The sequence below is a fragment of the Yersinia sp. FDAARGOS_228 genome, from assembly GCF_002073315.2.
Taxonomy (GTDB): domain Bacteria; phylum Pseudomonadota; class Gammaproteobacteria; order Enterobacterales; family Enterobacteriaceae; genus Yersinia; species Yersinia intermedia.
On the sequence record NZ_CP020409.2, the window covers coordinates 3,316,362 to 3,329,190 of the forward strand.

A 12,829-nucleotide genomic window follows, 5' to 3' on the forward strand; every position below is an offset into this window, starting at 1 on the left:
TGGGATATAGCATTAGGCTGAAGCTTATTACCCAGTATAAATGCATGGTGTTAAGCTGTATGGCCGCGTATGGCGCGAACGCAGTAAGAGGCTGGCTACCCCACAGCTTCAATAAGAAATCCCGTGGGGTATCCTTTGTGGATAATGAGTATCTAAGAAGGATGTTGGAGGCAGGCGGCTTTAATTGCTTCTTTATAGTGGCGGCGACAAACAGAAACATAGCTTTCGTTGCCACCAATAACGACTTGTTCGCCATCGTGCACCGCTCTGCCCTGTTCATCTAAACGCAACACCATGTTTGCTTTACGGCCACAATGACAGATTGTTTTCAGTTCAACCAATTTGTCAGCCCATGATAACAAATACTTGCTACCGGGGAACAATTCGCCAAGAAAATCGGTACGCAAACCGTAGCACAATACCGGGATATGCAGTTCATCCACTACCTGACACAATTGCTGAACTTGCTCTTTGGTCAAAAACTGGCATTCGTCGAGTAAAATACAATGAACGGTTTTGTCCTGATGCTCAGCGGCGATAATAGATAATAGTGGGGTTTCACTATTATAAAGCAGCGCATGCGAGGACAGACCAATGCGCGAACTTACGGTCCCTACCCCAAAGCGATTATCTATCTCTGCTGTAAACACCAAGGTACGCATACCCCGCTCTTGGTAGTTATATGAGGATTGTAACAGCGCGGTGGATTTCCCTGCATTCATCGCAGAGTAATAAAAATAAAGTTGAGCCATGGGCCCGTAACTCCAATGGTATAATAAATGGTCACAATGACAACGAACAGCAAGTTTATCATAAATTCAGATGTTACGATGAGCAGACTACGGCGCTATATTACTGTTTTCTATATTAAGTAATGAAAGCGCTAATGTAGTTGCTGGCACTTTCATTTGAAACTCCTTGCTATTATTAGGTTCATTACATGACCAATCTCACAATATTGGTACAGCAAACACATTTCGCTTGAACATTAACCGGATTAGCCCCCCAACCTGGCGATAGGGTTTGCCAAGGTACACGGCAATTGGTTCATTAATGATACAAGTAATGTATGGGCATGGTTAATTCGTAAAATAGTGATAACAAATATTGTCATAACCTGACAAATCCAATACAGCCTGTTTTTTCCTTACTCAATCTTTCATCACAACTATATCGTTATCGCACTTTTTGACATGATCCGTTATTGCTCATGCCAGAGTGATAAGTCGCCTATTTCCGCTTTATTGATATAAAGCAAACTTATAACTTAGTGAGAAAATCATGTTCTCATGTAGTGTCATTAGCGAGCAAAATGAACTTTTCCGTTAAAAACACTACAGAGAATAACAAGTAGCTATCGCTTATTAGTAGCAAGCAGCAACTTTTCGCTAATAAAATACGTAAATTCGAGGATGCTAATCAAATTGGCTATTGCAGAAATTAAAATAGCACTCTATTATTATCCAGACGCCCCCCCACCAATTATAATTTGAGACCAGGACAATGAGCGAAGCGTTAAAGATTCTTAACAACATCCGTACTCTGCGTGCACAATCACGTGAATGCACTCTTGAAACTTTAGAAGAAATGCTGGAGAAACTTGAAGTGGTCGTTAACGAACGCCGCGAAGAAGATTCTCAAGTACAAGCTGAAATTGAAGAACGCACACGTAAATTGGCTCAGTACCGTGAAATGCTAATTGCAGACGGTATTGACCCAAATGAACTGCTGCATACTATGAGTGCAACTAAAGCTACTACTAAAGCTAAGCGTGCTGCACGCCCAGCTAAATATAAGTATGTAGACGAAAATGGCGAAACTAAAACCTGGACAGGCCAAGGCCGCACTCCAGCAGTGATTAAGAAAGCCATTGAAGACGAAGGTAAATCATTGGATGATTTCCTGCTGTAATAGTATTAGTTAATTTACTATTATGATAAAAATGCCCTCCTATTATACGGGGGGTATTTTTTTGCCTCTATGTTACCCAGCAATGATATCTTATCCAACAATCACAGTTGAAATGCTCACCAATGCGATTGCAGCATTAACATACAATTGGCAGAGAGCAACTGGCCTAAACATATCGTATTCGATAAATAACCCTTAGTTATCACTCTGTTTGTAAAGCTATAAGAATGCTCTGCTAATTTATAGCAATACAACAATCGATATAACTGACTAAATTCCCCATAATATTGTGATATCTGAGAATCGTGACGTGAAAAGGTTGTGCTGCCGCTCTGCATGAGAATTGAGCACAAAACAGAAACTAATTTTGTTTTGCGCTCACACATAAAATCATCTTCGACGCTTATTACGCTCGATTAATCGAGCTACCGCGACCAATCCCATAATAGGTAAAGCCCCGGCTATTTAATCGCTCAGGATCGTACAAATTACGCCCATCAAAGATAACTGGCTGTTTTAATCGAAGTTTGATCATATCAAAGTCAGGCGCTCTAAAATTCTGCCACTCAGTACAAATAATCAGAGCATCGGCTCCCTGTAGCGCCGATTCTTTCGTGCCCATTAATCTTAGGTCATCCCTTGCACCATAAATGCGCTGTGCTTCATCCATTGCCTCTGGATCATAAGCTTGAACAATAGCGCCAGCACGCCATAAGGCTTCCATCAGAATCCGACTGGGAGCCTCACGCATGTCATCAGTATTGGGTTTGAATGCCAACCCCCAGAGTGCAAATGTTTTTCCTGCAAGCTGCGAATCAAAATGATACTGAATAAATTCAGTTAACTTACACTTCTGTTCGTTATTGATTTGCTCCACCGCACGCAATAACTGTGGTTGATAGCCGCAATTTTCGGCGGTACGAATTAATGCCTGGATATCTTTTGGGAAACAGGAACCGCCATAGCCACAGCCAGAATAAATAAAATGGTAACCAATGCGCGAGTCTGAACCAATGCCTTGCCGTACTTTTTCGATATCTGCGCCTAATCGTTCAGCAATATTAGCAATTTCATTCATGAAACTGATTTTTGTTGCCAACATACCGTTTGCTGCATATTTGGTCAATTCTGCACTGCGAACATCCATAATTATCATGCGGTCATGATTTCTGTTGAATGGTTCGTATAGTTCACTAATTAAATCGATGACACCATTGTCATTACTATCAATCCCAATAACGATACGTTCAGGGCGCTTGCAGTCAGCAACTGCTGCACCTTCTTTTAAAAATTCGGGATTCGATACCACATTGAATGCAATATCCTGCCCCCGCTGCTGTAAAATCGTTTTCACCCGTTGCTGCACTTGATCCGCCGTACCCACCGGTACGGTTGATTTATCGATAATAACTTTTGGCGCATCCATATATTTTGCAATGGTACTGGCGACCTCCAACACATATTTAAGGTCAGCTGCGCCATCCTCATCAGGAGGTGTACCAACAGCAATAAACTGAATGGTACTATGTGCAACGCCTGCTGCCGCATCTGTTGAAAACCGAAGCCGACCCTCGTCGAAGTTTTCTTTTACCAGTGGTGCTAATCCTGGTTCAAAAATAGCGACACGGCCTTTTTGTAAATCAGCAACCTTGTTTGCATCGATATCGATACATAGGACATCATGACCAACTTCGGCAAGCACTGCCGCCTGAACAAGCCCTACATAACCAATACCAAAAACTGTCACTTTCATTCAATCAATCCTCGAGTTGAAATTCGATAAGGGACATACCTACAACCATTATAAGGAACTAACCTTAATTTAGCCTGAGGTAGTCAACCTTATTGCCAGCAAGTAATAAAAGTTGCCTGGAAATTTTCAGACAAAAGCAAGGAAGAAAGTATATCAACCGATATTTCTTACTTCTCTGTCATAATCATTGATTGAAACAAATGAGGTTTATTTCGCAGATTCGTTATAGAACCATTTATACTTTGGGGGTTTTAGCGGCAAACAAGTGAGAGAAATACATTAGTTACATGAACTATTTATTGAGTAGTATTTTCAAAACATGAACTATTCAGCGGCTGAAAGCATCAACCTTAAACGACTTCCTCCCCCCCATACCTGACATTGCCATGATTCACAGCGCTGACTAATTTGATTTAGATGTGCTGTTTTTAACGTACCTAAAGGCACACCATTACTAAGTTGAATCTGATTTTTACCCGCGCTAACGTTCGCATGCAGGCCTGCCGAAACCAAAATCAAATTTTTATACTCCACATGATAATAACCAACGAGCAAAGGAAATTGCCCATCCAAATGGGTACGCCTTAATAGTTGGTTTACCTGTTTGAGTAACGTTGACATCTGCGGTAAGCGCTGCTGTTGGTGTGCCAAGTGCTCTTGAAGAATTCCGTTAAACAATACTCGTAATAATAATGCGGCTAAAACACCGTTATCTCCGGCACGCGTAACATCCAGACAATAAAAAGCCAAATCCTTATCTGACAATGCGGCAATATCAAGCACTAACCCTGGCTGCTCGACCATGGTTAATTGCCGGTAATTTACCCGACACCGCGCAATGGTTTGCTGTGCTGGAGGTTGTAATTGCTTGAGTAACTGCGCAGCATCATGAGGATTCTTGCGTAACGCTTCCCAATCTTGAATAAGTTCTGTTTCCTCAATCGCATGGGATGTAAACAGTAAGGGATAAAGACAAGCCAGCACTGCTTCACGTAATCGATTCAAATCCACGATTGGCTTTAGCAGCACATCTTTAACCCCCAGACGCATAACCTTAGCAATGTCAGTCATCTTATCAGTGGCCGATATAACTAAAATAGGGATATTCACTCCTTGAGCGAGTAAACGCTCAACAAACTCAATTCCTCCCATCTTAGGCATGGCAAGATCACAAAGTATCAAGTCCGGTGATTGGACCTTAATCTGCGCTAGCGCCTCCAGGCCATTTCCTGCCTGCTGGACCATCGCGCCGAGTGATTTTAAAAATTCCGTGATTACTGTACGGAAGACCGTTTCGTCCTCGACGACTAAAATATTCTTACCTGCTAATGGTTTTTCCATGCACTGCTTCTCTTGCTAACCTTAAGGTAATAGTGGCTCAAAATGATTGTTTATGCTTGACTGAAATTGTTACGTACTACTTTACGGACATACATTGATGATTCATCAACCCCTTATCAAAGGGCTTAACTGTTCAATTTTCTTCTCCACCGCCAAGTGCCCAGCGGCAATTGCTTCATCGGCACGATGGAAATCCAGCATTGATATTTGTGGGCAGTAGGGCTGGATCAACACATCTGGAGGATCCCCCGCCATCCGATTGCGTTTTAACCTGTTCTCTAACACCTGTATTGATGTAGACATTATCTCCATGGCACTGGGAACGGCCATTGTTGTGCTACCAGACATATTGGTTATTCGTGCTGTCAAGCGCCGATGCCAACTCGCGGGCATATCTGCGGGTTTGCCTTCAGGGGATAATTGAGAGGAAAACAGATCTTGCCGGACCAAATGCGCATCATGTTGCAAATCAACAGCAATCACGACGTCAGCGCCCATCGCTCTTGCCAGAGAAACAGGAACAGGATTGACTACTGCGCCATCAACCAACCAATAACCGCCGAACCAAACAGGGGAAAACAATCCAGGCATACTGCATGAGGCCCTAATAGCCTGCTTAATGTCCCCCTCAGTAAGCCATAACTCACGGCCTGTGGTTAAATTGGTTACGACAGAACCAAAGGGTAACTTGCATTCAGCGATATCCTGCACTTCAATTATTTGATTGACTGCATTAAAAACCCGCTCCCCCCGCAGTAATCCACCACGACGCCAGGAGAAATCCATCAATCGAATAACATCCCAATACTTAAACGAACGGACCCAGCGTTCCATGATATTAATATGATCACTGGCATACGCTGCACCAACCAACGCACCAACCGAACAACCAGCAACAACATCGATTTTAACACCCATCTCTTCCAGTGCGTTGATCACCCCGATATGTGCCCATCCCTTCGCAGCCCCCGCACCAAGAGCCAGTCCAATCTTAATTTTTCTCATTTTATTTCGTCCATTTCCGATCAATTGGGCACTTTACCGCTCGACAAAATAAGGTCGATTCTAATCTTGTTATCGGCACTGCCGCATATTTCTTAACGCAAACGGCTACAAAGTAGCTGTCACTCAGAGGAAAAGCTCATATTCCCAAGCCCGCGTTATAATCTTACTGATTGAACTATAGTGAACATTTATCCTTCTGGTGAATTGATACAAATAGTTTACATATCATTACTAAGATATAGGGTTAAAGCCGAGGGATATACAGTAAATATCGAAATATGCCAAACCGATCTGTTTAATCGAGATCTTATTACATTAATTACTCAATTAGATGCCTATCAAGAATCACGCTACCCGGCTGACAGCAACCATGTAGAGTCAATTGAGAGTATGGTTCAGAAAAAAAACCTGACAGTCGAGGTATTGGTATCGCATCAATGTTAGGGACTGCGTTGCTCTATAATTCCATCTGTTTGAATTTAAATGTTTTTATTTGGAATCAGGAATTCATCAACCTGTAGCGGTAAAATTATACCAGCGGTTGGATTTTGAACTTACGTCGGCATTTGGTTGTTATCAATACGATCCACTTAGCCTATATAGGGTAAAAAAATTGACGAGTAGTACTCAGTGAAAGGTAAAATAGAGAGGTAGCACTCAGCTACTTGGTAACCGTTGCTATTTTGAATTTTATTGTTTTGATTTTCTATATAAAAAAGCAAAATAGCCACTATAATAGTGACTATTCAGAGTAAATATTCTGAGTTAAGAGAAATTATAAGATTTAATATTATCTAATAATATGGCACTCGATAAATAGATAATCGCATTACATGCTGTCATTTCACCTTTAGCTCTCACTGGCTATGGTGTTATTAACTATATTTCGACCCTTATCAGAATATTATGAAATATTACGGATTATTAGCCGTTGATAGTACCGAATGATACGCTCATTTTTTCGAACATAGCGATAACTTTATTGATCAGTTTCATGGGTTGCTCCTGTAAATATCATTATTTTTATGTGACACACATCACAGTTATTAAGTTACTCCATAATGAAACACCGGTCAACTATTTTTGTGAGCAACATCACAAAACTTTAGCCCATCAACTAGTCTGCACAACGTTATCAACTTTGAACCTCTCCACATGATTAGGTAAGATGGGCCCTTATTTGCCCCCTATTGGATTACCCGCCCTCTTCTGTTGCTGACCGTTCAGTAGCAAACACGATGGCATTATTGATTTTTCGGAGAAATTTTGTCAGAACAGTGCCCATGCGGCAGCGGCTTTGAATATCAACAATGCTGTGCGCCTTATATTCTTAACACGCAAGTCGCGACCGAACCTGCAATACTGATGCGCTCACGCTATAGTGCCTATGTAAAAAAGGAGGCGGATTATCTCGTTAAAACCTGGCATCCCGACTGCAAAGCACAAGAATGGCGAGATGGGATAATTCAAAGTTTCACCAATACTGTCTGGCATGGATTAACCGTCATCGCACAAACCGCTGGCAGTCATGATGACGAAGCATTTGTGGAGTTCATTGCTCGTTTTACAGATCCCAACAATGTACAGATAAGCGTAGTGCACGAACGTTCCCGCTTCCTTCGAATAAAAGAACACTGGTACTATATCGACGGAGTCCGGCCGTCGGTAGGTAGAAATGATATCTGCCCTTGCGGTTCAGGAAAAAAATATAAGAAATGCTGCGGGCATTAACAGTAAAATCGTTTCATTACTGACCGTAACATCAAACATTTACATAACATCAAATACTGTTAAGACAGGATTTACCACCTTATGCCACACCAGAATGTACAAAAGAAAGTGTTACGCACTATATGCCCAGATGCTAAAGGCTTAATCGCAAAAATTACCAATATTTGTTACAAGCACCAGTTAAATATCGTGCAGAATAATGAATTTGTTGATCATCTGACTGGTCGTTTTTTCATGCGTACCGAGCTTGAAGGTATTTTCAACGATACCACCCTGCTGGCAGACTTAGATGATGCTTTGCCAGAAGGCACTAACCGTGAATTGCATACTGCAGGGCGCCGCCGCATTGTCATTATGGTCACCAAAGAGGCGCATTGCCTCGGCGACTTATTAATGAAGAGTGCTTATGGTGGTCTGGATGTAGAAATTGCGGCAGTGATTGGTAACCATGACGCGTTGCAGAATTTGGTGGAGCGCTTTGATATACCTTTCCACCTTATCAGCCACGAAGGTCTAACCCGAGATCAACATGATCAACGTTTGATTGAGCAAATTGAACAATACCAACCTGACTACGTGGTACTGGCTAAATATATGCGCGTGCTGACGCCAGCCTTTGTCCAGAGTTTCCCTTATCAGATTATTAATATTCACCACTCATTCTTACCTGCATTTATTGGCGCTCGCCCTTATCACCAGGCTTATGAAAGAGGTGTGAAGATTATTGGTGCCACAGCTCACTATGTAAACGATAGTCTGGATGAAGGCCCAATCATCATGCAGGACGTTATTCACGTTGATCATTCGTATACGGCTGAGGATATGATGCGAGCCGGGCGAGATGTGGAAAAGAACGTTCTGAGTCGCGCCCTGTATCGTGTTTTGGCGCAACGTGTTTTTGTTTACGGTAACCGTACTGTTATTCTGTAAGCGCACAATAAGCAGATGTTTTTTGTCCAGATAAACATCGCTGAGAACAAAAAAGCACCGAACGACTTATTTTTTTCATTTCAAGTCTTTACAGGGGCGTTTCATTTGATATGATGCGCCCCGCTTACCAAGACAGTCTTGATAAGCGGTTAGGCCAGTGGTGGGGTTCCCGAGCGGCCAAAGGGAGCAGACTGTAAATCTGCCGTCATCGACTTCGAAGGTTCGAATCCTTCCCCCACCACCATTTTTATCCTTGAGTCTCAAGTCGATTCAGCGTTAGGAATCAAAATGAGCCACTTAAGGGGAAGGTAAGAACCTTCGATAAGGTTCGCGCCGAGCGTAGCGAGACAACGACGCGCAGCGGCGGCCCGAAGGGTGAGGAACGAAGTGACGAATAATCCTTCCCCCACCACCATATTTACCCTTGAGTCTCAAATCGATTCAGAGTTAGGAATCAAAATGAGCCACTTAAGGGGAAGGTAAGAATCTTCGATAAGGTTCGCGCCGAGCGTAGCGAGACAACGACGCGCAGCGGCGGCCCGAAGGGTGAGGAACGAAGTGACGAATAATCCTTCCCCCACCACCATTTTTACCCTTGAGTCTCAAATCGATTCAGAGTTAGGAATCAAAATGAGCCACTTAAGGGAAGGTAAGAATCTTCGATAAGGTTCGTACCACAGATACGGCCAAGTATCTTAGTTACAAAAACCACAAATACAGTGGTGGGGTTCCCGAGCGGCCAAAGGGAGCAGACTGTAAATCTGCCGTCATCGACTTCGAAGGTTCGAATCCTTCCCCCACCACCATCGCTCAGAAATACTCCCGTTCGATAAAAACAATAAAAATCAAAGATATTACCATCGGGGAAGGTAAGAACCTTCGACAAGGTTCGCGCCGAGCGTAGCGAAACAACGCTGCGAAGCAGCGGCCCGAAGGGTGAGGAACACAGTGACGAATAATCCTTCCCCCACCACCATCTCTCAGAAGTACTCCCGTTCGATAAAAACAATAAAAATCAAAGATATTATCATCGGGGAAGGTAAGAACCTTCGACAAGGTTCGCGCCGAGCGTAGCGAGACAACGACGCGCAGCGGCGGCCCGAAGGGTGAGGAACACAGTGACGAATAATCCTTCCCCCACCACCATTTCTCAGAAAAATACTCCCATTCGATAAAAACAATAAAAATCAAAGATATTATCATCGGGGAAGGTAAGAACCTTCGACAAGGTTCGCGCCGAGCGTAGCGAGACAACTTACTGATAATCCAGATAGCTTTACACCATCGAATGAATATATTCAATAAGCCTATTTAATACACTTGAATGTGAGCGTGACTTATAAAAATACAATTTATTCTCGCTTTGAAAACTGGCCAAGTTTATGAAATCCAATTTTGAGTCGCCGTTAAAATCATCCATTACTGAATCGGTAATGCATATATATCGGCCTGAATAAATAAAATTCAAGCAGCATGCCAGGCTATCAACCTGCCTAACACTAACTTTATCATGCTGTTTTTTAACTGATTCTTCAAGATTCTTAACGAAATCACTTCTATACAGTGTTGGGTTACACAACCAAACGTTTTTATGTAGAATATTTATTATATCTTGACTTTCATTTATTATATCTTTACGCCCATAGATACCAAAACCACTGTCTGGCACTTCATTTAACAACGTAAACCTTTCGCTGGCGATTTTTTCTGATGAAAGGATAAGTGAATTACCATCATAGTCTCCGATTTCATCAATATTTTCATAATAAAACTTAATTATATTAGCTTGAATGTTATTCTTTTCTGCCTCTTTATACAGTTTCGTTAAGTTTTCACTTTTACCCCAATCGTAGTAAATATTGATAACATTAGATACATGGCCTGTAAGATGTTTTTTGTGATTTCTTTTTCTTGCTGATACAAATCTTTTAGATCATTATATAAAATCTCACCATCCCTGGTTAAACTCATACCAAACTTCTCTCTTTTAAACAGTTTTTTCCCTATTATATTTTCAAAATCTTTTATCGACTTAGCTACCGGAGGTGTCGTCCTGTTCATCACTCTTGCAGCCTTACTCAGCGAACCATTTTCAACTACGGCCATAAAGGCTTCTAACTTTCGAGATAGAAACATAATTCACTAATCCTTTGCGTAAAATTTATCCAAAAAAAATGACAGGCATGTAAACATGCACAAGGCTAGCTGTAGATATTATTCAATATTAAATAAATTAATTGCATAAATTGCATTTAAAATAATTGAGAGGTAAATTATAAAAATTTATGACCGCGCAGAAATTAACACTGTAAAGCAGTATTTCTTACAAAAAACTGGAAAATCCTGCCTATTAACAGCTCGACATTACACATACTTTTAACAGACAACCATTCGTAGTTCTATGATATTTAATAACTATTTTTTATCCACCCCATTACAAAATCAGTTAACCTGCGCAGATAAAACAGCAGGACTCTTGGGGTTAAATCGCAAACCACAGTTACAAGACGCAAGCAATATTATATTTTTAGCCTCAACTTAGTTTGTGGTTACCCCTTGAAAATAACGGGCTGAATTTAAATCAAACAGATGATGAAAGTTATAATTAATACATTTAAAAATAACCAAATCACCTTAAAAACCATATTTCCCACCATCTGTCACGATTAACTAAAAAAACACAACGATAGATATTAAAATATTTTTAAAGAAATTAAAAACCAGCAAGAATAAGTACATTTATTACCTAAGTCATTAGCACGACTTTATTTAATTCTTATTGTCAAAAATATTATTAACTTTCTTTATTCTTTCTCCGTGCGTTACATTTTTATTCAGTATCTGCTAATATCTGAAATCATTTCTATCGAATAAACGGTGCTGACCATGAAGTTTGTCTCTTTTAATATCAATGGCCTACGTGCTCGACCACATCAACTAGCCGCGATCATCGAGCAACATCAACCAGATGTGATTGGCCTTCAGGAAACGAAAGTCCATGATGATATGTTTCCCCTTGAGGATGTCAGTCAGCATGGTTATCACGTTTTTTATCATGGGCAAAAAGGCCATTATGGTGTGGCGCTGTTAACCAAAAATGAGCCTTTAGCGGTTCGTCGTGGCTTCCCAACAGATGAAGAAGATGCTCAACGCCGTATTATTATGGCTGATATCGCAACATCAAATGGTCCCCTCACTGTTATTAATGGTTATTTCCCTCAGGGAGAAAGCCGTGATCACCCAATAAAATTCCCAGCAAAAGAGCGTTTTTACGCTGACCTACAGCAATACCTGGAGCAACAACTTTCAGCGGATGCTCAGGTACTGATTATGGGGGATTTAAATATCAGCCCAACTGATCTCGATATTGGTATCGGCGAAGATAGCCGTAAACGTTGGCTGCGAACCGGGAAGTGTTCATTCCTGCCAGAAGAACGGGCCTGGCTGGCGCGATTACAAAACTGGGGGCTGGTTGATACATTCCGCGCAGCCAATCCTGAATGTAACGATCAATTTTCGTGGTTTGATTATCGCTCTCGTGGTTTTGATGAGAACAGAGGCCTGCGCATAGATTTATTGTTAGCAAGCCAGCCACTGGCTACCCGTTGCATTGCGACAGGGATTGATTACGAAATTCGCGGTATGGAAAAGCCCTCAGACCACGCGCCAGTATGGTCTGAATTCGCCCTCTGATAACGGCAGTGGTAGTCCTGGCAGCACAGGCCTACCACTGGCAAATACGCGACCAAAGCTGGATAAACAAAAAAATGATTGATGTTGTTGCCGCCATTATTGAACAAAATGGCAAAATTTTGTTGGCTCAACGGGACTCATGCCGTGATCAAGCAGGATTGTGGGAATTTCCAGGGGGGAAAGTCGAGGCAGGAGAAAGCCAGCCTCAGGCTCTAATACGTGAATTGACCGAAGAATTGAATATTGAGGCATCAGTGACCAGATATATTGCCACTAATCAATGGCATTCAGATAAACAGACCATCCGATTACACGCCTGGCTGATTGAGAGTTTCAGCGGTGAGCTGGTACTGCATTGTCACTCCGCTATCGTTTGGCTGGCACCAGAGGAGGCTTACCGTTACCCTCTGGCACCTGCCGATATTCCGCTTTTAGATGCTTTTATTGCCCAAAAACAGTAGCCCG

The 12,829-nt window shown here is 41.9% G+C and carries 9 protein-coding genes, 2 tRNA genes, 4 other RNA genes and 1 pseudogene; 11 read left to right on the forward strand and 5 right to left on the reverse strand.

Going from position 1 to position 12,829, the window contains the following annotated elements:
- Window positions 1-152: 152 nt before the first annotated feature.
- Entirely contained in the window at window positions 153-752 is a 600-nt protein-coding gene (locus A6J67_RS15285; protein ID WP_005192223.1) for a thymidine kinase, read from the reverse strand.
- Window positions 753-1,503: 751 nt separating this feature from the next.
- Here A6J67_RS15285 and hns point away from each other — a divergent pair.
- Entirely contained in the window at window positions 1,504-1,911 is a 408-nt protein-coding gene (gene hns / locus A6J67_RS15290) for a histone-like nucleoid-structuring protein H-NS (protein ID WP_005192220.1), read from the forward strand.
- Between the two features lie 406 nt (window positions 1,912-2,317).
- On the opposite strand, the gene A6J67_RS15295 is transcribed toward hns, so the two are convergent.
- From A6J67_RS15295 to rssA, 3 genes are all read right to left on the reverse strand, one after another.
- On the reverse strand, window positions 2,318-3,664 hold the full coding sequence (locus A6J67_RS15295; RefSeq protein ID WP_042569719.1) for a UDP-glucose dehydrogenase family protein: 1,347 nt from the start codon (window positions 3,662-3,664) through the stop codon (window positions 2,318-2,320).
- Between the two features lie 324 nt (window positions 3,665-3,988).
- Window positions 3,989-5,005, reverse strand: a complete 1,017-nt coding sequence (rssB, locus tag A6J67_RS15300) for a two-component system response regulator RssB (RefSeq protein WP_050073262.1) — start codon at window positions 5,003-5,005, stop codon at window positions 3,989-3,991.
- Window positions 5,006-5,110: 105 nt separating this feature from the next.
- Complete coding sequence (rssA, locus tag A6J67_RS15305) at window positions 5,111-6,010, reverse strand: patatin-like phospholipase RssA (protein WP_005192210.1); 900 nt, start codon at window positions 6,008-6,010, stop codon at window positions 5,111-5,113.
- A gap of 1,266 nt (window positions 6,011-7,276) precedes the next feature.
- Here rssA and A6J67_RS15315 point away from each other — a divergent pair.
- The 8 genes from A6J67_RS15315 (at window position 7,277) to A6J67_RS15350 (ending at window position 9,817) form a co-directional block, all read left to right on the forward strand.
- Window positions 7,277-7,741 carry a YchJ family protein gene (locus tag A6J67_RS15315; RefSeq protein WP_050296959.1) on the forward strand — a complete coding sequence of 155 codons (465 nt, stop codon included), beginning with the start codon at window positions 7,277-7,279 and terminating at the stop codon, window positions 7,739-7,741.
- Between the two features lie 81 nt (window positions 7,742-7,822).
- The gene (gene purU / locus A6J67_RS15320) at window positions 7,823-8,671 is read left to right on the forward strand and encodes a formyltetrahydrofolate deformylase (RefSeq protein WP_005192203.1); all 849 of its coding nucleotides are present in this window, start codon (window positions 7,823-7,825) and stop codon (window positions 8,669-8,671) included.
- Between the two features lie 159 nt (window positions 8,672-8,830).
- Window positions 8,831-8,915 (forward strand) — tRNA-Tyr (locus A6J67_RS15325).
- A 44-nt stretch (window positions 8,916-8,959) separates the two neighbouring features.
- Window positions 8,960-9,086, forward strand: a non-coding RNA gene (locus A6J67_RS15330) — RtT sRNA.
- Between the two features lie 44 nt (window positions 9,087-9,130).
- A non-coding RNA gene (locus A6J67_RS15335) (RtT sRNA) lies at window positions 9,131-9,257 on the forward strand.
- A gap of 135 nt (window positions 9,258-9,392) precedes the next feature.
- Window positions 9,393-9,477 (forward strand) — tRNA-Tyr (locus A6J67_RS15340).
- Window positions 9,478-9,520: 43 nt separating this feature from the next.
- Window positions 9,521-9,647: non-coding RNA, RtT sRNA (locus A6J67_RS15345), on the forward strand.
- A gap of 43 nt (window positions 9,648-9,690) precedes the next feature.
- Window positions 9,691-9,817, forward strand: a non-coding RNA gene (locus A6J67_RS15350) — RtT sRNA.
- 130 nt (window positions 9,818-9,947) lie between these two features.
- On the opposite strand, the pseudogene A6J67_RS15355 reads toward A6J67_RS15350, so the two are convergent.
- A pseudogene (locus tag A6J67_RS15355) lies at window positions 9,948-10,807 on the reverse strand (helix-turn-helix domain-containing protein).
- Between the two features lie 750 nt (window positions 10,808-11,557).
- Between A6J67_RS15355 and xthA the strand changes: the two are divergent.
- On the forward strand, window positions 11,558-12,364 hold the full coding sequence (gene xthA / locus A6J67_RS15360; protein ID WP_032907592.1) for an exodeoxyribonuclease III: 807 nt from the start codon (window positions 11,558-11,560) through the stop codon (window positions 12,362-12,364).
- A 74-nt stretch (window positions 12,365-12,438) separates the two neighbouring features.
- On the forward strand, window positions 12,439-12,825 hold the full coding sequence (locus A6J67_RS15365; protein WP_050297445.1) for a pyrimidine (deoxy)nucleoside triphosphate diphosphatase: 387 nt from the start codon (window positions 12,439-12,441) through the stop codon (window positions 12,823-12,825).
- The last annotated feature ends 4 nt before the right edge of the window (window positions 12,826-12,829 follow it).